Raw genomic sequence first — 25457 nt, forward strand, 5'->3', positions numbered from 1 at the left:
CCGGGGCGTTTGGGGGGCCCCCCGCCGGGGGGGGGGGGGGGGCCGTGGGGGGGGCGGGCCCCCCCCCCCCCGGCCCCGGCCCCGGCAGCGACATGGCACCGGCCCGGCTTCGCCGGGACTACCAGGGAATGTCCCGTACCTGTTGCACACACAGCACGACGAACAGCAGCCCCGCCGCCGCCAGCATCACATTGCTCAGGATTCCGTTACGCCATTCCGTGGGCGTACGGGAGGAATTGAGCAGCCAGATCAGGGTGAGCGCGAGGAACGGCATGAAGAAGGCGCCCAGCACGCCGTAGACCACGACCAGGCCGAAGGGCTCGTCGAGGAAGAGCAGCGAGATCGGAGGGAAGGTGAGCCAGAGCAGATACGCGCGGAACGGCACCGACCGCTCACGCACACCGGACGCGACCTCCTCGACCGTCGTCCCGGTATCGGAGGACGTCCCAGTACCGGAGGACGTCCCAGTACCGGAGGACGTCCCGGTCGCGGAGGACAGCGCGGTTCCGCCCGCGTTCCCCGGGGCCACCGGGGCCTCGTCCCCGGCCTTCCTTCCCCCATCGGCACGGACGCGCTCCACGAAGTCCGCGAACATCAGGCTCACGCCGTGCCACACCCCGATGAGCGACGAGAACGACGTGGCGAAGAAGCCGATCAGGAAGAGCTTGGCGGTGGCCGGCCCGAAGCGCTCCTCCAGGATCGCGCCGAGGTCGATCAGGCCCCGGTCCCCTGAGGTGAGCGCGATCTGGGAGGAGTGCAGCAACTCGGCGCCGACGACCAGCATCGCGACGACGAAGAGCCCGGTGGTGACGTACGCGACCCGGTTGTCGAGCCGCATCACCTTCATCCAGGAGGAGTTGGTCCACCCCTTCGCGTTGACCCAGTACCCGTACGCCGCCATGGTGATCGTGCCGCCCACCCCACCGATCAGCCCGAGCGTGTAGAGCAGCGAGCCGTCCGGCAGGACCGGGGCGAGCCCGGCGAAGGCAGCGCCGAGGTCGGGCGCGACGCGGATCGCGACGTACATGACGACCACGAACATGATGCCGATCAGCACCGTCATGACCTTCTCGAAGACGGCGTACTGGTTGAACCAGACGAAGACCAGACCGATCAGGCCGGTGACGACCGCCCAGGTCTTGAGCCCGGGACCGTCCGGGAAGAGCGCGACGATGGGCAGCGCGCTGGAGGACATGGCGGTCGCGCCGTAGACGAAGCCCCAGACCACGACGTACACCGCGAAGTACACGGTGGTCCACCGGCCGAGGCTGCGCCAGCCGTCGAAGAGGGTGCGTCCGGTGGCGAGATGCCAGCGGCCGGCGGCCTCGGCGAGGGAGATCTTGACGACGCAGCCGATGACCGCCGCCCACATCAGGGTGTAGCCGAACTTGCTGCCCGCGATGAGCGTGGCGACCAGGTCACCCGCGCCGACACCGGTCGCGGCGACCACGATCCCGGGGCCGATGTACGTCCAACTCGACTTGCGGGGCCGGGAATCGGTGGCGCCGGCTTCGTGTGTGCCGGTGCCACCCGTGCCGGTCTCCGTGGTTCCTGCCATACGTGTCATCGCCTCCCGCTCGCCTCGTTACGTGACTCAAGTCACCAAAGCGGGGTGTCGATCATCGCGCAAGAGGGCCTGCGGTGAGGGTTGGGTGGGCGCCCGCCCCCTACGGGCCCTGGACACGTCTAGATCACCAGGCTCAGCAGCGCCGCCACCACGAATCCCGCCACCGACAGCACGGTCTCCAGCACCGTCCAGGACTTGATGGTGTCGCGCTCCGATATGCCGAAGTACTTGGCGACGATCCAGAATCCCCCGTCGTTGACGTGCGACGCGAAGATCGAGCCCGCCGAGATCGCCATGATGATCAGGGCGAGATGCGCCTGCGAGAGCCCCTGGTTCTCGACCAGCGGGACGACGATGCCCGCCGTGGTGACGATCGCGACCGTGGCGGAGCCCTGGGCGACGCGCAGGACGACCGAGATCAGCCAGGCCAGCACGATGACGGGCAGACCGACGTCGTTGAAGGTGTCGGCGAGCGCGTCCGCGATCCCGCTGCCCTTGAGGACCGCGCCGAAGACCCCGCCCGCGCCGACCACCAGCAGGATGTTGCCCACGGGCTTGAGGGAGGCGGTGGAGACCGTCTCCAGGGAGCCGCGCGACCAGCCCCGCCGGATGCCCAGCAGGTAGTACGCGAGCAGCAGCGCGATGGTCAGCGCCACGAAGGGGTGGCCGAAGAACTCGATGACCGACCGGAGAGTCGACGGATCGAAGGCGATGGAGGAGAAGGTCGCCAGCAGGATGAGGACCAGCGGGGTGCCGATGATGGCGAGGACCGTGCCGAGCGCCACAGGGGTCTCCCGCGGCATGACACCCGACGCGCGCTGCTCGGCGGCGACGGCCTCCTTCGCCTCCTCCGCCGCCTCCACCATGTCCTGCGGTACGTCGACGAAGAGGCGGTTGCCGATCCACGCGGCGTAGGCCCACGCGGCGAGGACGGCCGGGATGCCGACCACGGCGCCCATCAGGATGACCCAGCCCAGGTCGACCTTGAAGAGCCCGGCGGCGGCGACGGGTCCCGGGTGCGGCGGCAGGAACGCGTGGGTCATGGAGAGCCCGGCGAGCAGCGGCATCGCGTACAGGATGACCGACTTGCCGGAGCGCTTGGCGGCGGCGTACACGAGCGGCGCCAGGACGAAGATGCCGACGTCGAAGAAGACCGGGATACCGAAGACGACCCCGGTGACGCCCATGGCGAGCGGGGCGCGTTTCTCGCCGAAGAGCCGGAGCAGCCGGGTGCTCAACACCTCGGCGCCGCCGGAGACTTCGAGGATGGCGCCGAGCATCGTGCCGAGTCCGATGATGATCGCGACATGGCCGAGGATGCCGCCCATCCCCGACTCGATCATCGAGACGGCGGCGGACTTCTGGACCGTACCGAAGAGTTCGGTGACGGAGAGACCGGCGGCGAGGCCGACGGCTATGGAGACGCCGAGCAGCGCCACGAAGGGCTGGAGCCTGACCTTGATGATCAGGACGAGGAGCAGGGCGATACCGAGGGCGGCGACGGTCAGCAGACCGGGGGTTCCGCCTATGAGGAGCAGCAGGCCACCCGTGTGGGGTGGGGTGGCGGGGGCGGGTGTGTCAGCGGCGAGCAGCATGAGTTACCTCGGGACCTCTGGTCGGGGAAGGACATGGAGGATCGCGGTGCGGCTGTGCTGTACAGGTGGGCGGGGAGGTGGGGAGGGAGGTGGGGGCCGTATGTCTGTGGCGCGGTCAGCCCAGGACGGCGAGTACGTCGATCTCGACGAGGAGGCCCGCGGGCAGCCCGACGTAGACCGTCGTCCGGGCGGCGGGCGGCTGCGTCAGACCCTGCGCGGCGAAGTAGGTGTTGTAGATCTCGTTCATCTCGGCGAAGTGGTCCACGTCGGTGAGGTAGACGCGCACCATCATCGCGTCGTCCCAGCTCGCTCCGCCCTCCTCCAGGATCGACTTGACGTTGTCGAGGGTCTGGAGCGTCTGCTCGCGCAGGGTCGGCCCCGCGGGCGTGGGCGGCCGGCCCTCGACGGCCGGGAGGAAGCCGACCTGGCCCGCGACCTGGAGGATGTTGCCCTTGCGGACGCCGTGCGAGAAGCGGGCCGGCGGGGTGGTGTGCGTGGCGGGCGTCAGGGCGGTCTTCTCGGCCTTCTCGGCCTTCTCGGACTTGCTGGTCTCGGTGGTCATCGGGCTTCCTTGTCGGGGTGGAGGTGGGGAGCGGTGCCGGAGTACTCCCGGCTGATCGCGTCGGCGGTACGGCGCACCAGCGGGAGCAGGGTGAGGAGTTCCTCGGCGCCGACGACGACGTTCGGCGCGGAGACCGACATCGCGGCGACGACGCGGCCGTCCGCGCCCCTGATCGGGGCGCCGACGCAGTTGATGGACTCCTCGTGGCCGCCGAGATCGGTGGCCCACCCCTGTTCGCGTACGGTCGCCAGTTCCCTGAGGAAGGCGGCCGCGTCGGTCGTCGAACGGGGCGTGTACGCGGGGTAGTCGAGGCGTTCCGCGACGGCGCGGCGCTCGGCTTCGGGGAGGTCGGCGAGGAGCAGCTTGGCGACGGCGGCGACGGTGATCGCGACCGGTCTGCCGATCCGCGAGTACATCCGGACCGGGTAGCGGCTCTCGACCTTGTCGATGTAGAGGACGTCGCCCTCCTCGCGCACGGCGAGATGGACGGTGTGGCCGCACTGTTCGTTGAGCGCGACGAGATGCGGGTGGGCGATCTCGCGCAGGTCCAGGTTCTCGACGGCTTCCTGGGCGAGCGCGAAGAGCCGGGCGCCGAGGCGGTAGCGCTGGTCCTGCTGGCGGTAGACGAGGCCGTGTTCGTGGAGCGTACGGAGCAGCCGCAGCGCGGTGGACTTGTGGACGCCGAGCCGCTCCGCGACCTGTCCGAGGTCGGCGGGACCCTGGGCGAGCAGCGGCAGGATGCTCAGCGCGCGGTCGACGGTCTGGCTCATGGGGTACGTACCTCCGGCTCGTCCGCGCCCGTCCAGCCCGGCCCGAGACGCAGTGTGCCCCAGGCGCCCGCGTCCAGTGCGGCGAGGCGGTCGGCGTGGGCCCGGGACGGCGGCGTGGCGAGGTCACCGGCGACGGTGAGGGCGGCGGCGGCCATGAGGTGGCCGTGGCGCAGCCGGGCCTCGACGGGGAGGCCGCGCAGGGTCGCGGAGAGGAAGCCGGCGGCGAAGGCGTCACCGGCGCCGACGGGTGCCACGACGTCGACGCGCAGGGCGGGGACGGAGACGACGGCGTCCCCGGCGCCCCCGACGCCGCTCTCCCCGGCGCCCCCGGCGCCCCTGTCCGCGCGTCCAGTGCCGGAGGAGACGCTGCGGGTGTACGCCGTCGCGCCCTCGCTGCCGCGCTTGACCACCAGCGTCTCCGGCTCGGGCAGCGCCGCCCGGATCGCGTCCGCGCCGTGCAGGTCCCAGGCCTCGGCCGCCTCGTCCTCCCCGACGAGGACGAGGTCGGCGCCGCGCGCCAGGTCGAGCAGGACCCGGGCGCCGTCCGCGTCGCGCCACAGACCGGGACGGTGGTTGACGTCGAAGGAGAGGAGGGGGCGGCCGGGTACGCGGCGGGTGAGTTCGCGCGTGAGGGCGAGGCAGCTGTCCGAGAGCGCGGGGGTGATGCCCGAGAGGTGCAGCACGCGTCCCGCCCACAGGTCCTCGGGCGCCAGGGTGCCCGGCGCCATGGCGGAGGCGGCGGAGCCAGCCCGGTAGTAGGCGACCTCATGAGTGTCGGTGGCGCGGTCCGTGGCCGTACGGAAGTAGATGCCGGTGGGCCGGTCCGGGTCCCGGCGGACGCCCGAGGTGTCCACGCCGTACGCGCCGATCGCCTCGACCAGGTGGTCGCCGAAGCCGTCGGCGCCGACCCTGCTGATCCACTTCACGGTGTGTCCCGCGCCCGCGAGCGCGCAGGCGACGTTGGACTCGGCGCCGCCGATCGTCCGGTCGTACGACGGCACGTCCGCGAGCCGGCCGGGGCGCGTGGGCAGGAAGGTGACCATGGACTCGCCGAGGCAGACGACGTCCACGCTCGGGTGGACGGCGCGGTCCGCGGCTACGGTTCCGGTCACGCTGGGGCTCCTCATGGTTCGTGATGCGTGGTTCGTCATACGTGGTTCGTCATACGTGATGCGCGGTGCGTGGTGCCTCGGTCGTGAAGCGTGGCGGATGGTGCCTGGGTCGTAAGGGGTTGCGCGAGGGGTTGATGGCGTCGATCGGGGCAGCATTGACCCGTTGACCCGTTGACCCGTTGTCCGTCCGGATGTTAGACAACCCTGAGCGACATACGCAATGGACGTTGCACATGGCGCAACGACGATACGGGAGGCACTGCCCATGGCCACCGACGGGTACGACCGGGACGCCTCGTACGACACCGGCTCCGAGTACGTCGACCACCGCTTCAAGGGCCTCCCGCCGGACGCCGAGGGCCTGACCGTCGGCGCGCTCGCCGCCGAGCGCCGCTCCCTCTTCACCGGCGGCTTCACCACCCCCGTCCTCGCGCTGTCCGCCGAGTCGGTCGAGCACAATCTCGCCCTCCTGGAGACGTACGCCGAGCGCCACGGCCTCGCCTTCGCCCCGCACGGCAAGACGTCCATGGCCCCCCAGCTCTTCGCGCGCCAGCTCGACCGGGGCGCCTGGGGCATCACCGCCGCCGTTCCCCACCAGGCCCGGGTCTACCGCGCCTTCGGCATCCGGCGGATCTTCCTCGCCAACGAACTGGTCGACGCCGCCGCGCTGCGCTGGCTCGCCGCCGAGCTGGACCGGGACCCCGGCTTCCGTTTCGTCTGTTACGTGGACTCCGTGCGCGGCGTCGAGCTGATGGACGAGGCGCTGCGGGCCGCGGGCACGCGCCGCCCGGTGGAGGTCGTGGTGGAGCTGGGCGCCGGCGAGGGTGCCCGGACCGGGGCCCGTACGGAGGCGGAGTGCGCCGCGGTGGCGGACGCGGTGGCCGGCGCCCCGACCCTGCGGCTGACGGGGGTCGCCGGTTACGAGGGAGAGGTCCCCGGCGCCGACGACGGCACCGTACGCGACTGGCTCCGCCGGCTCGTGGCGCTGGCGGCCGACTTCGACGGGGCGGGCCGCTTCGCCGCCACGGAGGAGATCGTGATCAGCGCGGGCGGCAGCGCCTGGTTCGACGCGGTGGCGGACGTCTTCGCGGACATCCCGGCGCTCTCCCGCCCCGTGTGCAAGCTGCTGCGCTCCGGCGCGTACATCTCGCACGACGACGGCCACTACCGCCGGATCACCCCCTTCAACCGGGTCACCGGGGAGGGCGCCCTGCAGCCCGCGTTCCGGCTCTGGGCGCAGGTCGTCTCCCGCCCCTCCGCCGCGCAGGCGTTCGTCAACGCGGGCAAGCGGGACGCGGCGTACGACCTGGACCTGCCGGAGGCGCAGGTCGTACGGGACGGCCGCACCGGCGAGATCCGCCCGGCGGCCGGGATCACGGTCACGGGCCTGTCCGACCAGCACGGCTGGCTCACCACGGCGCCCGAGGCGGCGCTGGAGGTCGGGGACTGGGTCGGGATGGGGCTGTCGCATCCGTGCACGTCGTTCGACAAGTGGCAGCTCATCCCGCTGGTGGAGGCGGACGGCACGGTCACGGACTTCGTCCGCACCTACTTCTAGTACGTACGCACCAGGTACTGACAGGGAGGGTGGCATGGATCTCGTCATTCGCGACGCGCGCGTCATCGACGGCACGGGCGGCGCCTCGTACCGCGCGGACGTCACCGTCGACGCCGGCCGTATCGCCGGCATCCGGCGCGCGTCCGACGGCGGACCCCGGACGCCGCGCCCGACCGGGGCGCGGGTGCTGGACGCCGCCGGGCTCGCGCTCTCGCCCGGCTTCATCGACATGCACGCGCACAGCGATCTCGCGCTGCTGCGCGACCCCGACCACTCCGCCAAGGCCGCGCAGGGCGTGACCCTCGAAGTCATCGGCCAGGACGGCCTGTCGTACGCGCCCGTGGACGACGCCACCCTCGCCGGGGTCCGGCAGGCGATCACCGGCTGGAACGGTGACGGCTCCGACCTCGACCTCGACTGGCGCACCGTCGGTGAGTACCTCGACCGGCTCGACCACGCCTTCGAGGGCCGGGGCTTCGACGGTGACGGCATCGCCGTCAACGCCGCCTATCTCGTCCCGCAGGGCACGGTCCGCGCCCACGTGGTCGGCTGGGACGACCGCCCCGCGACGGAGGACGAACTCGCCGCGATGCGGCGGCTGGTGGCCGAGTCGCTGGAGCAGGGCGCCTTCGGGATGTCGTCCGGACTGACGTACACACCCGGGATGTACGCGGACGACGCCGAACTGACCGAGCTGTGCCGGGTGGTGGCGCGGTACGGCGGCTACTACTGCCCGCACCACCGTTCGTACGGGGCCGGGGCGCTGCGCGCGTACGAGGAGATGGTGGCGCTCACCCGGCGGGCCGGCTGCGCGCTCCATCTCGCCCACGCCACCATGAACTTCGGGGTGAACAAGGGGAAGGCGCCCGAACTGCTCACTCTGCTCGACCGGGCGCTGGACGCGGGCGCGGACATCTCGCTGGACACGTATCCGTACACGCCGGGGTGCACCACGCTCGTGGCGATGCTGCCCAGTTGGGCGAGCGAGGGCGGGCCGGGCGCGATCCTGGAGCGGCTGCGGGACGAGGAGAGCGCCGAGCGGATCCGGTACGTGCTGGAGGAGGTCGGCGCGGACGGCTGCCACGGGGTGCCCATCGAGTGGGACACCATCGAGATCTCCGGGGTCACGGACCCGGCGCTCGCCCACCACGTCGGCAGGACGGTCGCGGAGTCGGCGGCCCGGGCGGGCGAGGCGCCGTGGGCCACGGCGCGCCGGCTGCTGATCGAGGACCGGCTCGGCCCGACGATCCTCCAGCACGTCGGGCACGAGGAGAACGTCCGCGCGATCATGCGCCACCGGGTCCACACGGGCGGCAGCGACGGCATCCTCCAGGGCGCCAAGCCGCATCCGCGCGCGTACGGCACGTTCCCGAACTATCTCGGCCGGTACGCGCGTGACCTGGGCATCCTCTCGCTGGAGGAGTGCGTGGCCCATCTCACCGCGCGCCCGGCGGCCCGGCTGGGGCTGCGGGACCGGGGGCTGGTCAAGGAGGGCCACCGAGCCGATCTGGTGCTCTTCGACCCGGACACGGTGGCGGCGGGATCGACCTTCGAGAAGCCGCGCACCCTGCCGGTGGGGATCCCGTACGTCATGGTCGACGGCCGGTTCGTGATCGAGGACGGACGCCGTACGGATGTCCTGGCGGGGAGGTCGCTCCGGCGCGGCCGGTGACCCGGCCGGTGAGTCCGTACGGACGCGGCCGGTGCGGTGCGTACGTACGGACGCGCCTGGTGGGAACGGGCGGGCGAGCCGCTTCACACAAACTTGTGACCGGGCATCCGGAAACGGATCCTCACCGGCCTTTCACTCGTCTCTCCTCCCGGACTCCCGGACACGGTGACCGGGTGAGCAGAGGCGAAAGCGGTGGGGACCATGGGGCGCACGGGTACGGCCCGCAGGGGCGGGGGCGCCCGTGGGGGCGCCCGGTCGGCGGGCGCGCGGCTGCTGACGGTGGCGCTCGCGCTGGCCGGGGCCGCGCTGCTCACGGGGTGCGGCGAGCAGACGGCCGACGGCGGCGACGCGAAGGCAGCGGTGCCGCGCCCCCGGGTCGCGTCCCCGGTACCGTCCCTACCGTCCCCGCCCGACGACGGACGGAACGGCGGACGGGACCCCGACGGACAGAACGGGCGGGACGGACGCGACGGGTTGGACCGACGCGACGGCGGGCGCGACAGCGCGCGGGACCGGCGCGAGGAACGCGTCCCCGCGCCGCACACACCGCCCGCCCCGCACACACCGCCCACACCTCCCACACCTCCGACGCAGACCTCGAAGCCGGACCCGCACCTGCCGCCGCCCCGGGTCAGCATGGACATCGCCCATGCCGTGGAGGGCGGCGGCAAGGCGGTCAGCCTCACCATCGACGACGGTCCCGACCCCGTCTGGACGCCGCGGATCCTCGCGATCCTCCGGCAGAACGAGGCGCGGGCGACCTTCTGCATGATCGGCCCGCAGGCCGCCGCGCACCCCGATCTGGTCCGGCGGGTGGTGGCCGAGGGACACCGGCTGTGCGATCACTCCGTGACGCACGACACCGGAATGGACCACAGGTCGCGCGCGTACCAGAAGGAGCAGATCCTCACGGCCGCCCGGCAGATCGAGCGCGCGTCCGGCGGGGTGAGGCCGCTGTACTACCGGGCCCCCGGGGGCGCCTTCACCCCGTACAGCCGGCAGATCGCGGCGAGCGCGGGCATGCGGCCGCTCGGCTGGAACGTGGACTCGAAGGACTTCGACCAGCCCGGCTCCGGGGCGATCCTGCGCACGGTGAAGGGCGAACTGGGCAACGGCCCCACGCTGCTCTTCCACGACGGCGGGGGTGACCGCTCGCAGACGGCGCACGCGATGAAGCGGCTGCTGCCGTGGCTGCGCGGACAGGGGTACGCCTTCGGCTTCCCGGAGCGATGAGCGCATCGCACACACACCCCCACCTCGTACGCGCGTACGAGGCGTACGCCCCAGTGGAGCAACGTGGGGAAGAACACCACGCGGGCTCCGTTACGCGGCCGTAAGGTGGCGGACATGCAGGTCATCCAGTCGACGAAGCTCGCCAACGTCTGTTACGAGATCCGGGGGCCGGTCCTCGACGAGGCGATGCGGCTGGAGGCGGCGGGCCACCGCATCCTCAAGCTCAACACCGGCAACCCCGCCGCCTTCGGCTTCGAGTGCCCGCCCGAGATCCTGGAGGACATGCTCAGGAACCTGGGCGGGGCGCACGGCTACGGCGACGCGAAGGGGCTGCTGTCCGCCCGCCGCGCGGTCATGCAGCACTACCAGACCAAGGGCATCGAGCTGGGCGTCGAGGACATCTATCTCGGCAACGGCGTCTCCGAGCTGATCCAGATGTCGATGCAGGCCCTGCTGGACGACGGCGACGAGGTGCTCGTACCGGCCCCCGACTACCCGCTGTGGACCGCGTCGGTCTCGCTCGCGGGCGGCACGGCCGTGCACTACCGCTGCGACGAGCAGGCCGACTGGATGCCGGACCTCGCGGACATCGAGCGGAAGATCACCGATCGGACGAAGGCGATCGTGATCATCAACCCGAACAATCCGACGGGGGCCGTGTACGACGACGCGATGCTCGGCTCGCTCACGGAGATCGCCCGCCGCCACAACCTGGTCGTCTGCTCCGATGAGATCTACGACCGGATCCTGTACGACGGCGCCACGCACACCCCGACCGCGGCCGTCGCGCCCGATCTGCTGACACTCACGTTCAACGGGCTGTCGAAGAACTACCGGGTGGCCGGGTTCCGTTCCGGCTGGCTGGCGGTCTGCGGTCCCAAGGCGCACGCCTCGTCGTACATCGAGGGGCTGACGATCCTGGCCAACATGCGGCTGTGCGCCAACATGCCCTCGCAGCACGCGGTGGCCACCGCGCTGAACGGCCGGCAGTCGATCGAGGACCTGGTCCTGCCGGGCGGCCGGATCCTGGAGCAGCGGAACGCGGCGTACGACCTGCTCACCCAGATCCCCGGCGTGACCTGCGTGAAGCCCAAGGGCGCGCTGTATCTCTTCCCCCGGCTCGACCCGAAGGTCTTCAAGATCAAGGACGACCGGCAGATGGTGCTCGACCTGCTGCGGGCCGAGAAGATCATGGTCGTGCACGGTACGGGGTTCAACTGGCCGGAGCCGGACCACTTCCGGATCGTCACACTGCCGGCGGCCCAGGACCTGACGGACGCGGTCACACGGATCGGGACGTTCCTGGACGGCTACGCACAGCACTGAGCCCAGTGTGAGCCCGCCAGTACCGGATCGCACTCAACTTTAGACTGAATCCAAGGTAGGATGGTCTCCTGACCACGCAAGGAGGCCGTCCCATGTACGAGCCCATCCGTACGAAGTCGGTCCACGCGACGTCCGACGACGCCGACTTTCCGCACCGCAGCCGCGAGGACGAGCTGAAGATCCAGCTCTCCGGCCATCTCTCCGCGCTCCTCGCGGTCACCGACGAGCTGGGGCTCGACGAGGCCGCGGAGGCCATCGCCGGGCAGATCGGCAGACTGCGCGGCGCCCCGCCGGCCCGGCACGCCGGGCTGAGCGGCGCCGACCCGGCCGCGCTGCACCGCCGGGCACTCGCGCTCGCGGGCCGCGCCCTCGTCGTCGCGGCGTCGCGCGCCGACACGGCCGCGGCGATCCTCGCCGCGGAACGCATGGACGCGCACACGGCGGCCCTGGCCGAACCGCTCCCCGACCGGAGCGGCCCGGACCAGAACCCCCTCCCTGACCGGAACCGTCCGGGCCGGGGCAGCCCGGAGCAGCGCCTCGTCGGCGCCCACTGACGGCCCCGGCCCGCGGACCGCGGAGGCGCGCGGACCGGGTGCCCCCGTTCGGCTCACCGAGGTCGCCGCGCGAGCAGCCACTCCAGGTCGGGCAGGATGTCGTCCACCTCGGCGGCAAGCGCGGGCGCGTGATCGGGACAGCCGTACACATCGACGCCCGCGCCACTCACAGAGGGCCGGGGTCCGACCTTCCGTACGGACCGAGTGGCACCGCAGGTGGCACAGGAGTAAGGCACATCGGCCACGATGTCCCGCCTTCCAACCAGTTGAGCTTCTTCGGTCTCCAGCGGTACGGCCTCGCCCAGCCCCACCAGCACCACCTTGAGCGGCGACTGCGTCACCGTCATGCCCATCAACGGCGGCGTCGCCTTCGGCGACACCAAGCGGCGCGACCTCGACGGTGCCCTGCGCTTCACCGACAAGGAGATGCTGGCCCACATACTCGCCGTCAAGGCAGGCCAGTACGACCACCTCATCCCCGACGGCACCGAACTCCGACCCACCGGCCGCATCAACGGCCCCTGTGCACAGAACACTCGGCTGGGCCCCAGCCGAGTGCCTGCCCCGAAGTGGATTCAGCTGGTGCTGAGCGTTTCGTGATCCCCTTGATGTCACTCCGGTGGGACAGGTACACGAGCAATCGGAATGGGAAAAATGGGCAGTGGAATCGAGCATGCATGCCGTATCTGTGGGGCCCTTTTCCCGGGCGACCCCACCTGGGAGGACGGGGTTCCCAATCACGTCATCTGCAATTGTTGCGGACTGGAATCCGGGATCGGCGACACCGATCTCGAAAGTGTCCGCAGCTATCGTGGCTACTGGGTGGGTAACGGCGCGAAGTGGAGTACCCCGGCGAGGAAGCCGAACCACTGGGACCTGCTGAAGCAGCTGGGGAACATCCCGCCCCAGTGGCGCTGACGCCGAGATGACCGACGTCGAATATATCTGCCGTGTGTGCGGATACGACTACGGCGGTTACGCCATTCGGGAGGACGGGGCCGGCAGCCACGACATCTGCGACTGCTGCGGTGTCACCTTCGGCTACGAGGACAATCTGCTGGAGGGTGTAAGGAATTTCCGGACCCACTGGGTCGGTACGGATTTCGCCTGGGCCGACGCGTCCACCAAGCCCTATGGGTGGGACGTGAACGAGCAGATGCGGAACATTCCGTCTCGGTGGCGCTGACACCGAAGACCGTGTGCCGCCGGTCCCCGGCGCCACCCCGCAGGCCACCCGTATCAGCACCGTACTCACGGAGCCTCAGCAGAGAACGCTGGCGGATAATCCGGAGTTGTGCTCAACGTCGGCCTTCGAGACCACATGGTGGCCTTGAAGGCCGACGTTGTCGTACGGAGCGAGTGAAGATATCGTTGCGGCCGATGAGGTCGGGGGTGATCTGCCGCACCCAGCGAGCGGAACGAGGTATTCCCGCCATGAAGAGCGACGTCGCCCGCAGGCTGGAAAGCCTGTCCGGGGCCAGTGGTTCAGAAATACTCGCACTCGGCGATGAAATCGAACGCCGTCTTTCTTCCGGAGAATTTCAGTGGGTTGGTCTTTTCGCGGAGGCCGTGGCCCTGCGAGCCGCCTCCGGGACCGATGAGGGACTCCACTACCAGGTGGTACTCGACCGTGTCCGCCGCACACTCGCCGCCCATCCCGGGCCACAGAGTCTGCGCATCCTGTCAGCCGTGGAGGCTTCCCGGGGTGTTGCCGCCCAGGAACGGGTTCGGGCCGAGCGGGGTCTGGCGCGGCTCGTCGCGGACGGCCACCGGGTCGCCGACATCGCTGAGGTGGTGTTCGCCGCCGGGGCCGCTTCCACGCTGTCCCGGGAGTTCAAGGCGTGCCTTCTCCACGAGTTGGTGTTCCGTTCCGTCCCGGTGGAGGAATACCCGGCGCTTCGCGCCTTCGCCGGCACGCTGGTCTCCGAGGGACATCCCCTCGCGGTGCTGCCGTTGCGGCTGCTCCCGTCGGAGCGTGGGCTCCGGCGGCCGCGGGGCGCGGCGGACGACTGGACCTGGGCGGTGCCTCCGGCGTCGGTGGCCGCGTTCGACGAGCCCGAGCTGCTCGCCTCGCCGGACGCCCTCCGCCGTACCTCGGGCATCGACATGACGGAGATCACCGACGCGCCGTCCGCCGCGGCCATGGGCGCCGCGGTGCGGCCATGGTGTTCGGAGTCCAACGGTGTTGTCGCGGCGCAGGAGTTCTGGTCTCCCGACGCCGTGTCACCGGACGACTTCACGGCCGTACTCCGGAGGCTTCCGCTGACGGCATGGCCCGAGGGGCAGCCACCCGTGCGGGTAGCTCCGGCGACCCCGGACACGGTGCTGCGGACCCTTCTCACCGCGGCCGTCCTCCGCTCGGCCTACGGCTCCGGCCTGGGCCGTGCCTATGGACGGCTGGCCGCCTGGCAGTCCCTCGGCGGGCTGACCGGTGCCCCGGCCGATGCCCCGCCGGCCCGTGTCACGGAGCTGGTCGAGCAGACGCACTGGTTCCGGATCGCGCCCGTGTCCGACTGGTTCAACGAGGTGGCCTGGGACCTCGCCGTGGCCGCCCTGCGTCCGGGTGGTCAGGAGATCGCGGTCCTGACCGCCACCGACACCGACTGAGAACCGGTAAGCGCCGTGGACCCGGGGCCTGTTGAGGCTCCGGGCCCACGGCGCTTCGCGGTGAAGGTCCGCCCGGGGTTCCGTGAGCGGGCGTCAGCCCAGGCGCTCGACCAGCGCGTGGTACTCGTCCCACAGCTCCTTCGGCGCATGGTCGCCGAAGGTGTTGAGGTGCGCGGGGACGAGGGCCGCCTCCTCGCGCCAGACGTCCTTGTCGACCGAGAGCAGGAAGTCCAGCTCGGCCTCGGAGAGCGCGAGGCCGTCGGTGTCGAGGGACTCCTTGGTCGGCAGCACGCCGATGGGGGTCTCGACGCCTTCCGCCGTACCGTCCAGGCGCTCGACGATCCACTTCAGGACGCGGCTGTTCTCGCCGAAGCCGGGCCAGACGAACGAGCCCTTGTCGTCCTTGCGGAACCAGTTGACGTAGTAGATCTTCGGCAGCTTCGACCCGCCGTTCTCGCGTACGGCGTTCTGGCCCACCTTGACCCAGTGGCCCATGTAGTCGCCCATGTTGTAGCCGCAGAACGGCAGCATGGCGAACGGGTCGCGGCGCAGTTCACCGACCTTGCCTTCGGCGGCCGCCGTCTTCTCGGAGGCGACATTGGCTCCGAGGAAGACACCGTGCTGCCAGTCGAAGGACTCGGTGACCAGCGGGACGGCGGAGGCGCGACGGCCGCCGAAGAGGATGGCCGAGATCGGGACCCCCTTGGGGTCCTCCCACTCGGGCGCGATGATGGGGCACTGTCCGGCGGGGACGGTGAAGCGGGCGTTGGGGTGGGCGGCGGGCGTGCCGGACTCCGGGGTCCAGTCGTTGCCCTTCCAGTCGGTGAGGTGCGCGGGCGGCTCCTCGGTCATGCCCTCCCACCAGACGTCGCCGTCGTCCGTGAGCGCGACGTTGGTGAAGACCGAGTTGCCCCACATGGTCTTCATGGCGTTGGCGTTGGTGTGCTCGCCGGTGCCGGGCGCGACACCGAAGAAGCCCGCCTCGGGGTTGATCGCGTACAGCTGGCCGTCCTCACCGAACCGCATCCACGCGATGTCGTCGCCGATGGTCTCGACGGTCCAGCCGGAGATGGTGGGCTCCAGCATGGCGAGGTTGGTCTTGCCGCAGGCGGAGGGGAACGCCGCCGCGACGTACCTGGCCTCCCCCTGGGGCGGCGTCAGCTTGAGGATCAGCATGTGCTCGGCGAGCCAGCCCTCGTCCCGCGCCATGACGGACGCGATGCGCAGGGCGTAGCACTTCTTGCCGAGCAGGGCGTTGCCGCCGTAGCCGGAGCCGTACGACCAGATCTCGCGGGACTCCGGGAAGTGCGAGATGTACTTGGTGGAGTTGCAGGGCCACGGCACGTCGGCCTCGCCCTCGGCGAGCGGGGCGCCGAGGGTGTGGACGGCCTTGACGAAGAAGCCGTCGGAGCCCAGTTCGTCCAGGACCGGCTGTCCCATGCGGGTCATGGTGCGCATGGAGGCCGCGACGTAGGCGGAGTCGGTGATCTCGACGCCGATCGCGGAGAGCGGCGAGCCGAGGGGGCCCATGCAGAACGGGACGACGTACATCGTCCGGCCGCGCATCGAGCCGCGGAAGACGCCGTTCTCGCCGGTGAAGACGGCCCGCATCTCGGCGGGGTCCTTCCAGTGGTTGGTCGGGCCCGCGTCCTCCTCCTTCTCGGAGCAGATGAAGGTCCGGTCCTCGACGCGCGCCACGTCGGAGGGGTCCGAGGCGGCGTAGTACGAGTTGGGTCGCTTGGCCGGGTCGAGTTTCCGGAACGTGCCCTTGGCGACGAGCTCCCCGCACAGGCGCTCGTACTCGCTCTCGGACCCGTCGCACCAGACCACGCTGTCCGGCTGGGTGAGGGCGGCGATCTCGTCCACCCAGGAGATCAGTCCCTGGTGACCGGTGGGGACCGTTCCGGGGGTGCCGGCGCTGCCCGTCGCGCCGGCGCTGCCCGTCGCGCTGATGTTGCCCGTCGTGCCTGTGGTGCCGGAGGTGCTGGGAGCCGCGTTGTCGCGCGCCACGATCGCTCCTTGTTGAGGGGTTTGATGATGTTTTGCCCCTTGGGGGCTCCGACCCGGATGCTTCGTAGCCGCTCATCCGGTGCCGACCGCACTCATTTGATCATCCGACCCATCCGCCCATATGTCCAGAGGGCCGCCCACGTGAGCATCGCCACTCCGGAAGCACCGGGGGGACACACGGAGGGCGCGCGGATGCCACCGGAACGGCACCTTCACGTACATGCGTGTGCGGCGGGAAGGGTGGGCGGCCCGGGGCGGCCGCGTCGCAATTCACAGCCGGGAGAGTCCGGTACCGGGCCGTAACTTACGGAAGCGTAGGTAGCATGAGTCCATGACTCCTGCCGCGTCCGATCCGCCCGCGCACCCCCCGCTGAAGAATGAAGGGGAGCCGGCCGAGATCCTGTCGTCGCTGAATCCGGTCAAGCCGAAACTGCGCGGCTGGCTGCACGCGGGGATGTTCCCGGCCGTGCTGGTCGCGGGCGTGGCCCTGATCGCCCTGAGCGGCTCCACCCGGGCCCGGATCGCCTGCGCGATCTACGTCCTGACGGCCTGTCTGCTCTTCGGCGTCAGCGCGGTGTACCACCGCGGCGAGTGGGGACCGCGCGGCGAGGCCGTGCTGCGCCGGCTCGACCACGCCAACATCTTCCTGATCATCGCGGGCACGTACACCCCGCTGACGATGCTGCTGCTGCCGGACTCGACGGGCCGGACCCTGCTGTGGGCGGTCTGGGCGGCCGCCGCGGCGGGCATCGCCTTCCGGGTCTTCTGGGTCGGGGCCCCGCGCTGGCTCTACACCCCGTGCTACATCGCGATGGGGTGGGCGGCCGTCTTCTTCCTGCCGGACTTCCTGCGGACGGGCGGAATCGCGGTCCTCGTCCTCGTCATCGTCGGCGGGCTGCTGTACAGCGCGGGCGGTGTGATCTACGGGCTGAAGCGGCCGAACCCGTCACCCCGGTGGTTCGGATTCCACGAGGTCTTCCACTCCTTCACCCTGGCCGCGTTCGTCGTGCACTTCGTGGGTATCTCCATGGTCGCCTCGCAGCACTCCTGAAGTCCGTGACGGCGTCCCGGACATGGTCCGCGGACGCCGTCTCCCATCGGGGTTCCGGCCGGGGTCCGGGTGGCGGTGGATGCACGACAATGAGCACCATGGCCGCCATCCCCCACACCCCCCTCGAAGAACAGCTCTCCCGGCTCCCCCTCCGTGAGCGGAAGAAGCTCAGAACGCGCGTCACGATCCGCCGGACCACCTACCGGCTGATCACCGAGCAGGGGTACGAGGCGACGACCGTCGAGCAGATCGCGGAGGCGTCCGAGGTCTCGCCCTCCACCGTCTTCCGCTACTTCCCCACCAAGGAGGACATCGTCCTCGCCGACGCGTACGACCCGGTGATCGCGACGTCCCTGCGGGCCCGGCCGGCCGGCGAGTCCCCGCTGGAGTCGCTCCGCGCCGTGCTGGCGGAAGCACTGGCGAAGTCCCTGGCCCACGAGTCCGCGGAACTGGTCGAGCGGACGAGGCTGCTGGTCGAGGTGCCCGCCGTCCGAGCGCGGATGAGCGAGACCATGTCGGTGACGTCGAGGCTCCTCGCCGACGTCCTCGCCGAGCGCACCGGCCGGGACCCCGACGACCTCGACCTGCGGATCCTCATCGCCACCGTGCTCGGCGCGCTGCGCGAGGTCACCCTCCACTGGGGTGAGCACGGCTGCCGGGACGACCTGGTGGCGCTGGTCCACCGGGCCCTCGACGGCCTCGCGGGGGGCCTGCGCCTCTGAGCCTCCGGCGGAGGCGGACCGCGCCGCTGACGGAGACGGCCCGCGCCGCCGTCGTGGCCTGGAGGTACGCTGCGAGCAGGATCGGGAGGCAGGACCATGATCGACGATCTCGACCGCGGGATCATGCGGATCCTCACCCGCAACGGCCGTACGCCGTACACCACGGTCGCCCGCGAGCTGGGCACCTCGGAGGCGACGGTACGTCAGCGGGTCGCCCGGCTCCAGGAGAGCGGGACGCTGCGCATCGTGGCGCTCTCCGACCCGCTCACCCTCGGCCACCAGTCGGTGCGGCTGATGATCAGGGTGCGGGACCTGACGCCGCGCGCGGTGGCGAAGAGCCTGGCGGACCTGCCGATGATCAACCATGTCGCGCTCTGCGCCGGCAGCCAGGACATCTTCCTGGAGGGGACCTGCCGGGACCAGGCGCAGCTCGTCCAGCTCCTGGACGTCATCCGCATGCTGCCCGGGGTGTCCGAGGTGCAGGTCCTGCTGTTGCTGGAGCTGTTCAAGGACTACTCGTGGGACGGGCTGGCCAGCGCGGTGGGGCAGGGCGTCACCGCGGAATGATCCGCTCGCCCGGCCCGGCGGGCAGCTCGCGGAAGCCCGCCCACAGATAGCTGTCCTTGATGACCTCCAGCACGGTGAGCGCCTCGGCGTGGGCGACGCCGTTCACGCGCCGGACGCGTTCCGTGAGCAGCTCGGCGAGATGGCCGAGGTCCTGGCAGCGTACGTCCGTGATCAGGTCGTACGGGCCGACGCACGAGGCGACGTAGCGGACCTCCGGCATCCGGGACAGCTCGCGGGCCACCAGCGCGACGGGCATGTGGTGGACCTTCACGGCGAGATGGACCTCGATCTCGCCGACCTTCACCGAGTCCGTCATGCCGACGACCTGGAGCACGTTCATGCGCCGCAGCCGTCCGAAGCGGGCCCGTACGGATGCCTCGGACAGCCCGATCGAGCGGCCGATCTCACCGAAGGAGCGGCGCCCGTCGACGCGTAGCTGATCGATGATCTGCCGGTCCAGGTCGTCGATCATCGGACCTCCGCTCCTCAGCTGCCGCTCGGCTCCCGTGCCCCACCCGGGTCGCGGGGCCGTCCCGTCGAACCGTCCGTCCGTCTGTCCGTTCATCCCCGCCGTCCGTCCATCATCGCCCCGCTCGCGTTGCGGCGTCGTTTCGGATCGGTCACGGCAGGCAGCGCGCTGCGAATCTCGCGGAAACCGGGGGTTCATTCCACGGGATCCGCCGACATTTCACCTGTTCAGCGGGGCCGGACGGCCGGAAGCTGTTCCCCACCCGGAACGCCCGTCACCCGGAGCACACCGGTCACCCGCCGTGCACCACCCCGCCGTGCACCGCCCTGCCTCGCCTTGCCTTGCACAGCCCTTGCGCCGCCCTGCCTTGCGCTTTCCGCCTCGTGCTCTTCCGCCTTGCGCCTTTCGCCTCTGGAGGTCACCGCATGACCGCACCACCGCCCGCCGCGACGGCCGGCGACCGGGCCGTGGGCACCCCCCACCCCGTCGGCACCCGGGCCCGCCGGGGGCTGCTCACCACGGCGCTGCTGGCGCCCGCGGGGCTGACCGTCGCGGGGCTGGTGCTCGTCCCGCTGCTGCTGGTGGTGCGCGACAGCTTCGCCGCGCCCGACCGGTACGGCGGCATCCAGGGCGGTTTCACCCTCGCGAACTACCGGAGCCTCTTCGACCCGGTCTACCTCAAGGTGTTCGGCTACAGCCTGGGCATGGCAGGCCTCAACATGGCGGTCTGTCTGCTGCTCGGCTACGTCGTCTCGTACTACCTGGTGAGCCGGGAGCCGGAGCGGCAGATGCTGCTGCTCCTGCTGATCATCGTGCCCTTCTGGACCGACTTCCTGGTGCGCACCTTCGCCTGGATCAATCTGCTCAGCCCCGGCGGTCCGGTGAACAGCCTCACCGACGCGCTCGGGCTCACCGACGGCGCCACCGGATGGATCCCCAGCCAGGGAGCCTCGTTCATCGGTCTCGTCTACGCCTTCCTGCCCACGGCGATCTTCCCTGTCTACGCCTCGCTGCGCGGGGTCGACCCGTCGCTCGGCGAGGCCGCCCGGGATCTCGGCTGCGGCTGGTGGCGGGTGCACACGAAGGTGCTGCTGCCCATCGCTCGTCCCGGGATGCTCGCGGCGGCGCTGCTGACCTTCATCCCCACCCTGGGGGTCTTCGTCATCCCCGTCCTGCTGGGCGGCGGCAAGAACCAGCTGGTCGGCAATCTCATCGTGACGCTCTACACCGAGTTCCGTAACCAGCCGATGGGCGCCGCCGCCTCCGTCGTGCTGCTGGTGCTGATGCTCGTCTCCCTCACGGTGTTCGGCACGGCCGCCCGGCGGCTCAGGAGGAAGACCGCATGAAGCAGCGCACGACGCACCGGATGGACTCCGTCGCCGCCTGGGTGGCGCGCGCCGTCATCGCCTTCCTCTACGTGCCGATCGTGGTCGTGGTCGTCCTGTCCTTCAACGACTCGGACATCACCTACAAGTGGGCTGGTTTCACGACGCGTTGGTACGGGGTGCTGGCCCGGGACACCGAGTTGCTGGACGCCCTGAAGGTCAGCGCCGAGGTCGCCCTCGTCTCGGCGACCCTGGCCACGCTCTGCGGCCTGCTCGCCGCGATGGGGATGGCCCGGCTGCGGCCCCGGCTCCGCGCGGTGTTCGGGGGCGGGCTGTTCCTGCCGCTGGTCATCCCGGAGATCGTGCTCGGCGTCGCCCTGCTCTCGGTCTTCGGCACCCTCCACGCCGGCCTGGGCCTCACCACCCTGGTCCTGGGCCACCTCGTGGTGACCCTGCCGTACGCGGCACTGATCGTCCTCGGTGCGCACGGCGCCCTGGACCCCTCGCTGACCGAGGCGGCGACGGACCTCGGCTGCAACGCCTGGGAGAGCTTCCGGCGGGTGACACTGCCACTGCTGCGGCAGGCGCTGGTGGCCGCGTGGCTGCTCTGCTTCACCATCTCGTTCGGCAACATCGTGATGTCGACCTTCACCAACGGCGTCGGCAGCACCACGCTCCCGCTGCGCGTCTACTCCCTGCTCAAGGTCGGCCTCACTCCCGAGATCAACGCGCTGGGCACCCTGCTCGTCCTCTTCACCTTCCTGATCATCCTCGGCGTCGGGCTCCGCCAGATGCGCCGCGTCCTGCTGGGCGGCGACCCGGTCCCGTCCGTCAGCCGTAAGCCGTAAGCCGCACGTCGTCAGCACGAAAGGTCTCGTCATGCGCAGAAGCACCGTCTCCCGAACCCTCCTGGCCACGGCCGTCGTCACCACCACCGCGCTCCTCGCCACCGCCTGCGGGGGCTCCGGTGACTCCGGCGGCTCCGGCACCGTGTCCTCCTCCGGCGGCGGCAAGACCCTCAGCATCTACGCCTGGGCCGGGGAGATCCCGGACAGTGTGGTCAAGGGATTCGAGAAGGAGACGGGGATCAAGGTCACCGTCGACACCTTCGACAGCAACGAGACGATGACCGCCAAGCTCAGCTCCGGCGCCTCCGCATACGACCTGGTCGAGCCGAGCCAGTACACCGTCCAGCAGCTCATCGGGCAGCAGCTCATCCAGAAGCTGGACCACTCGAAGATCGAGGGCCTGGACAATCTGGCCCCGAAGTTCCGCAATCCGTCCTACGACCAGGGCAACGAGTACAGCGTCCCGTGGATCTGGGGCACCACCGGCTTCGCGTACAACGACACCTGCGTCAAGTCGGCGACGAGCTGGAAGACGCTCTTCGACCCGGAGTACAAGGGCAAGCTCTACATGCTCGACAACATGCTGGCCTCCTACATCGCCGGCCTCCAGGTCAGCGGCTACCGCGCGACCAGCACCGACAAGGACCAGATCGCCAAGGCCACGGACGCCCTGCAGAAGCAGAAGAAGATCCTGGCGGGGTACAACTCGACCAACTACGCGCAGCTCCTCTCCACCGGCCAGGCCTGCGCCGCCGAGGCGTGGAGCGGTACGGCGATGGCGAAGGTCGTGCAGTCCAACCCCCGCGTCCACTACGTGATCCCGTCCGAGGGCGGCTCCATCTGGACCGACGGGCTGGCCGTCCCCAAGGGCGCCAAGAACACCACGTCCGCGTACAAGTTCATCAACTACCTGCTGCGCCCCGAGGTGGCGGCGCTCGCGACCGACGACGGTTCGTCGGCCAGCACCAACCAGGCCGCCCGCGCGCACATCAAGAACAAGGCGGCCCTGAAGAACCCGGCCGTCTACGCCCCCGACTCGGCCATCGCCAAGTCGGACTTCCTCCTCGACCCCGGCACGGCCATGCAGTACTTCCAGCAGGGCTGGACGAAGATCAAGGCGTCCTGACATGACAGCTGACACGACAGCGAACACTCCGGCCGTACGGCTGACGGGCATCGGCAAGGCATTCGGCACGGCGTACGCCGTCCGGGACGTCACGCTGGACATCCGGGCCAACGAGTTCTTCTCGATCCTCGGCCCGTCCGGCTGCGGCAAGACCACCCTGATGCGGATGATCACCGGCTTCGAGACGCCCAGCGAGGGCACGATCGAGCTGGGCGGCGCCCCGGCCACCGGCGTTCCGCCGCACAAGCGGGACCTCAACATGCTCTTCCAGAGCTACGCGCTCTTCCCGCATCTCAACGTGTACGAGAACGTCGCCTTCGAACTGAAGGTACGCGGCCGCCCCCGCAGCGGGATCCGCGCCGCCGTCGACGAGGCGCTGGCACTGGTCAGGCTGGACGGGTACGGCGACCGGGCGATCTCCCAGCTCTCCGGCGGCCAGAAGCAGCGCGTGGCGATCGCCCGCGCGCTCATCGGGCGCCCCTCGCTGCTGCTGCTCGACGAACCGCTCGGCGCGCTCGACCAGAAGCTGCGCGCGGAGATGCAGCTCGAACTGAAGAAGCTGCAACGCGAGGTCGGCGTCACCTTCGTGACGGTCACGCACGACCAGGAGGAAGCACTCACCATGTCCGACCGCATCGCGGTGATGGACGGCGGACGGGTGCTCCAGGTCGACACCCCGGAGGCGGTCTACGAGCGCCCCGCCACCCGCTTCGTCGCCGACTTCATCGGTACGTCCACCTTCCTCACCGGCCGGCTGACCGCGGCGGAGCTGGTGGTGGCCGGGCTCGGCGCCCTGCCGGTGCCGGCGCACACGCTGCCCGAGGGGGCGTCGGCACACCTCGCGGTGCGGCCGGAGAACGTGTCGGTCGCGCGTACGGAGGAGGAGCTGCCGCGCGTTCCGGACGGCCGGGGTGTCGCGCTTCCCGCGACGCTCCGGCAGACCGTCTACCTGGGCAACGCCACGCGCCACCACCTCACGCTCGCCGACGGCACCGAGCTGCTGGCGGAGTCCGGCGGCGCGGACCGCGGCGGGCTCTCCGTCGGCGAACGGGTCTGGGTGGGCTGGGACGCGGAACGCTCCCGGGTGCTCGCCGAATGAACACCCCGGCGAACATCCCCATGAACGTCTCGCGGAACACCCGCCACCGCCCGCACCACCCGCATCACCAGAACCGCCCGCACAGCAAGGAGATACGGCCGTGAAGGTCGCCGTAGCGCAGTTCGCCCCGACAGCCGACGTGCCCGGCAACCTCGCGGTCATCGAGGAGATGACCCGCGAGGCCGCCGCCTCGGGCGCCCGGCTCGTCGTCTTCCCCGAGGAGTCCATGATCCCCTCGGAGGCCACCCCGTCCCTGCGCGAGTCCGCCGTGGCGCACTGGGCCGGCTTCCTGGAGGCGCTGACCCGTACCGCCGCCGCGCACTCCGTCGCCGTCATCGCCGGCGGCTACGAGGACAGCGGCGCCTCCCTGCCGTACAACACCCTCGTGGCCGTGGACTCCGACGGGGCCGTGCTCGGGCAGTACCGGAAGATGCATCTCTACGACGCGTTCGACTACAAGGAGTCCCGCGAGGTCCAGCGCGGCGAGAACGGGCCGTGCGTCGTCCGGATCGGGGACTTCAACGTCGGCCTGGTCAACTGCTACGACCTGCGCTTCCCCGAGTTCACCCGGTCCCTGGTGGAGATGGGCGCCGACCTGCTCTCCGTGTCGGCCGCCTGGGTGCGCGGGCCGCTCAAGGAGGACCACTGGACGACGCTGCTGCGCGGCCGGGCCATCGAGAACACCTGCTGGGTGGTGGCCTCCTCGCTCACCACCCCCGCCTGTATCGGCATGAGCATGGCCGTCGACCCGCTCGGCGTGGTCAGGGCGGCGCTCGGCGAGGAGAGCCGGGCCCTCTTCGTGGTGGACGTCGACAAGGACCGGATCGACACCGCCCGCACCGTGCTGCCCGTACTCCGCAACCGCCGCATCATCATCGGACCGAGGTGACTCCGCCGTGCCCATCACCCTGCACGACCTTCCCGCCCCCGCCCCCGCCGACGCCGCCCTCCTCGCGCGGCTGGAACGGGTCGACTTCCCCACGCTCGGCCACTACTTGGAGGAGGGCTTCTGCGATCCGCGTCTGCACCGGATCGCCGGTGAGCGCAGACTCCTCGGCCGGGCCGTGACCGTACGGACCACCGCCACCGACTCGACGATGCTGCACCACGCGGCGGGCCTGGTCCGGCCGGGCGACGTGGTCGTCGTCGACTGCGGCGGCGACCGCAGGCACGCGCCCTTCGGCGAGGTCGTCGCCAACGCCCTCGCCGCGCGCGGCGCGGCGGGTGCGGTGGTGGACGGGGTCTGTACGGACATCGGCGCGCTGCGCGCGGTCGGGCTGCCCGTGTACGCGTACGGCCTGTCGATGCTCACCACCAAGCTGCACTGCATCGCGGACGGCGGCCTCAACACACCCGTCAGCTGCGGCGGCGTCTCCGTACGGGCGGGCGATCTCGTCCTCGGCGACGAGAACGGGCTGCTGATCGCCCCGGCGCGGCTGCTGGCCGCCGTGGTGGACGAGGCGCTCGCGGACGACGCGGAGGAACCGGCGCTGGTGGCGGAGGTCCGGCGGGGCAGTCCGCTCGGCACGCTCACCGGCGCGACGGCGGCGGTCGAGGCGGCCCTCACGGCGGCGGTCGAGGCGGCCGCCGCGGCGGACCTCCGCGCCACGACCGCCCCATCCACCTCATCCACCTCATCCACCTGACCCTGTTCTGGGCTTACTGCTCCCCCACACCCCGGAAG

25 protein-coding genes are annotated in these 25457 nt (G+C 70.8%); 17 read left to right on the forward strand and 8 right to left on the reverse strand.

From position 1 onward, the window contains the following. Positions 1-118: 118 nt before the first annotated feature. The 5 genes from ACFXKG_RS31055 to ACFXKG_RS31075 form a co-directional block, all read right to left on the reverse strand. Positions 119-1558, reverse strand: a complete 1440-nt coding sequence (locus ACFXKG_RS31055) for an Nramp family divalent metal transporter (protein WP_384846132.1) — start codon at positions 1556-1558, stop codon at positions 119-121. Between the two features lie 128 nt (positions 1559-1686). Beyond that, a complete protein-coding gene (locus ACFXKG_RS31060; RefSeq protein WP_384846134.1) occupies positions 1687-3162 on the reverse strand; it encodes a GntP family permease in 1476 nt (491 codons plus the stop codon). Positions 3163-3277: 115 nt separating this feature from the next. Beyond that, positions 3278-3724 carry a RidA family protein gene (locus ACFXKG_RS31065; protein WP_384846136.1) on the reverse strand — a complete coding sequence of 149 codons (447 nt, stop codon included), beginning with the start codon at positions 3722-3724 and terminating at the stop codon, positions 3278-3280. Further along, entirely contained in the window at positions 3721-4494 is a 774-nt protein-coding gene (locus ACFXKG_RS31070) for an IclR family transcriptional regulator (protein WP_384846138.1), read from the reverse strand. Before ACFXKG_RS31070 ends, ACFXKG_RS31065 begins: the two co-directional genes overlap by 4 nt. Further along, positions 4491-5606 (reverse strand): sugar kinase, encoded by a 1116-nt coding sequence (locus ACFXKG_RS31075; RefSeq protein WP_384846140.1) that lies wholly within the window; start codon positions 5604-5606, stop codon positions 4491-4493. The genes ACFXKG_RS31070 and ACFXKG_RS31075 overlap by 4 nt, the downstream gene beginning before the upstream one ends. Positions 5607-5871: 265 nt before the next feature. Here ACFXKG_RS31075 and ACFXKG_RS31080 point away from each other — a divergent pair, with 265 nt between their 5' ends. From ACFXKG_RS31080 to ACFXKG_RS31100, 5 genes are all read left to right on the forward strand, one after another. Next, a complete protein-coding gene (locus ACFXKG_RS31080; protein ID WP_384846142.1) occupies positions 5872-7164 on the forward strand; it encodes an alanine racemase in 1293 nt (430 codons plus the stop codon). A gap of 34 nt (positions 7165-7198) precedes the next feature. Further along, the gene (locus tag ACFXKG_RS31085; protein WP_384846144.1) at positions 7199-8836 is read left to right on the forward strand and encodes an amidohydrolase family protein; all 1638 of its coding nucleotides are present in this window, start codon (positions 7199-7201) and stop codon (positions 8834-8836) included. A 474-nt stretch (positions 8837-9310) separates the two neighbouring features. Continuing rightward, complete coding sequence (locus ACFXKG_RS31090; protein ID WP_384846322.1) at positions 9311-10069, forward strand: polysaccharide deacetylase family protein; 759 nt, start codon at positions 9311-9313, stop codon at positions 10067-10069. Positions 10070-10183: 114 nt separating this feature from the next. Continuing rightward, complete coding sequence (locus ACFXKG_RS31095; protein ID WP_384846146.1) at positions 10184-11395, forward strand: pyridoxal phosphate-dependent aminotransferase; 1212 nt, start codon at positions 10184-10186, stop codon at positions 11393-11395. 92 nt (positions 11396-11487) lie between these two features. Further along, positions 11488-11949 carry a hypothetical protein gene (locus tag ACFXKG_RS31100; RefSeq protein WP_384846148.1) on the forward strand — a complete coding sequence of 154 codons (462 nt, stop codon included), beginning with the start codon at positions 11488-11490 and terminating at the stop codon, positions 11947-11949. A gap of 53 nt (positions 11950-12002) precedes the next feature. Here the strand turns inward: ACFXKG_RS31100 and ACFXKG_RS31105 are convergent, their stop codons facing one another. Beyond that, complete coding sequence (locus tag ACFXKG_RS31105; protein WP_384846150.1) at positions 12003-12296, reverse strand: hypothetical protein; 294 nt, start codon at positions 12294-12296, stop codon at positions 12003-12005. Here ACFXKG_RS31105 and ACFXKG_RS31110 point away from each other — a divergent pair. From ACFXKG_RS31110 to ACFXKG_RS31120, 3 genes are all read left to right on the forward strand, one after another. Then, entirely contained in the window at positions 12295-12549 is a 255-nt protein-coding gene (locus ACFXKG_RS31110; protein WP_384846152.1) for a hypothetical protein, read from the forward strand. The genes ACFXKG_RS31105 and ACFXKG_RS31110 overlap by 2 nt on opposite strands. 325 nt (positions 12550-12874) lie before the next feature. Further along, positions 12875-13135, forward strand: coding sequence for a hypothetical protein (locus ACFXKG_RS31115; RefSeq protein WP_384846154.1), 261 nt, complete (start codon positions 12875-12877; stop codon positions 13133-13135). A gap of 248 nt (positions 13136-13383) precedes the next feature. Next, positions 13384-14556, forward strand: a complete 1173-nt coding sequence (locus ACFXKG_RS31120) for a DUF6183 family protein (RefSeq protein WP_384846156.1) — start codon at positions 13384-13386, stop codon at positions 14554-14556. A gap of 93 nt (positions 14557-14649) precedes the next feature. Here ACFXKG_RS31120 and ACFXKG_RS31125 read toward each other — a convergent pair whose 3' ends face one another. Continuing rightward, a complete protein-coding gene (locus ACFXKG_RS31125) occupies positions 14650-16509 on the reverse strand; it encodes a phosphoenolpyruvate carboxykinase (GTP) (protein ID WP_384846324.1) in 1860 nt (619 codons plus the stop codon). A gap of 388 nt (positions 16510-16897) precedes the next feature. Between ACFXKG_RS31125 and ACFXKG_RS31130 the strand changes: the two genes are divergently transcribed. The 3 genes from ACFXKG_RS31130 to ACFXKG_RS31140 all read left to right on the forward strand — a co-directional run bounded on the left by ACFXKG_RS31130 (position 16898) and on the right by ACFXKG_RS31140 (position 18906). Continuing rightward, positions 16898-17617, forward strand: coding sequence for a hemolysin III family protein (locus ACFXKG_RS31130; RefSeq protein WP_384846158.1), 720 nt, complete (start codon positions 16898-16900; stop codon positions 17615-17617). An 89-nt stretch (positions 17618-17706) separates the two neighbouring features. Next, positions 17707-18339, forward strand: a complete 633-nt coding sequence (locus ACFXKG_RS31135) for a TetR/AcrR family transcriptional regulator (protein WP_384846160.1) — start codon at positions 17707-17709, stop codon at positions 18337-18339. 96 nt (positions 18340-18435) lie between these two features. Beyond that, a complete protein-coding gene (locus ACFXKG_RS31140) occupies positions 18436-18906 on the forward strand; it encodes an Lrp/AsnC family transcriptional regulator (RefSeq protein ID WP_384846162.1) in 471 nt (156 codons plus the stop codon). Here ACFXKG_RS31140 and ACFXKG_RS31145 read toward each other — a convergent pair. After that, a complete protein-coding gene (locus ACFXKG_RS31145) occupies positions 18893-19378 on the reverse strand; it encodes an Lrp/AsnC family transcriptional regulator (protein ID WP_365807958.1) in 486 nt (161 codons plus the stop codon). The two genes, ACFXKG_RS31140 and ACFXKG_RS31145, sit on opposite strands and share 14 nt — an antisense overlap. Before the next feature lie 422 nt (positions 19379-19800). Between ACFXKG_RS31145 and ACFXKG_RS31150 the strand changes: the two genes are divergently transcribed. The 6 genes from ACFXKG_RS31150 (at position 19801) to ACFXKG_RS31175 (ending at position 25419) form a co-directional block, all read left to right on the forward strand. Beyond that, positions 19801-20721, forward strand: a complete 921-nt coding sequence (locus ACFXKG_RS31150) for an ABC transporter permease (RefSeq protein WP_384846164.1) — start codon at positions 19801-19803, stop codon at positions 20719-20721. Then, positions 20718-21548, forward strand: coding sequence for an ABC transporter permease (locus ACFXKG_RS31155; RefSeq protein ID WP_384846166.1), 831 nt, complete (start codon positions 20718-20720; stop codon positions 21546-21548). The genes ACFXKG_RS31150 and ACFXKG_RS31155 overlap by 4 nt, the downstream gene beginning before the upstream one ends. Positions 21549-21579: 31 nt before the next feature. Beyond that, positions 21580-22674 (forward strand): PotD/PotF family extracellular solute-binding protein, encoded by a 1095-nt coding sequence (locus tag ACFXKG_RS31160; RefSeq protein ID WP_384846168.1) that lies wholly within the window; start codon positions 21580-21582, stop codon positions 22672-22674. Between the two features lies 1 nt (position 22675). Next, positions 22676-23773 carry an ABC transporter ATP-binding protein gene (locus ACFXKG_RS31165; RefSeq protein WP_384846170.1) on the forward strand — a complete coding sequence of 366 codons (1098 nt, stop codon included), beginning with the start codon at positions 22676-22678 and terminating at the stop codon, positions 23771-23773. Positions 23774-23873: 100 nt separating this feature from the next. Continuing rightward, positions 23874-24662 (forward strand): carbon-nitrogen hydrolase family protein, encoded by a 789-nt coding sequence (locus tag ACFXKG_RS31170; RefSeq protein WP_384846172.1) that lies wholly within the window; start codon positions 23874-23876, stop codon positions 24660-24662. 7 nt (positions 24663-24669) lie between these two features. Further along, positions 24670-25419: an RraA family protein gene (locus tag ACFXKG_RS31175; protein WP_384846174.1), complete on the forward strand. Its 750-nt coding sequence runs from the start codon at positions 24670-24672 to the stop codon at positions 25417-25419. Positions 25420-25457: the final 38 nt, after the last annotated feature.

This window comes from Streptomyces sp. NPDC059255, assembly GCF_042752355.1.
GTDB lineage: Bacteria > Actinomycetota > Actinomycetes > Streptomycetales > Streptomycetaceae > Streptomyces.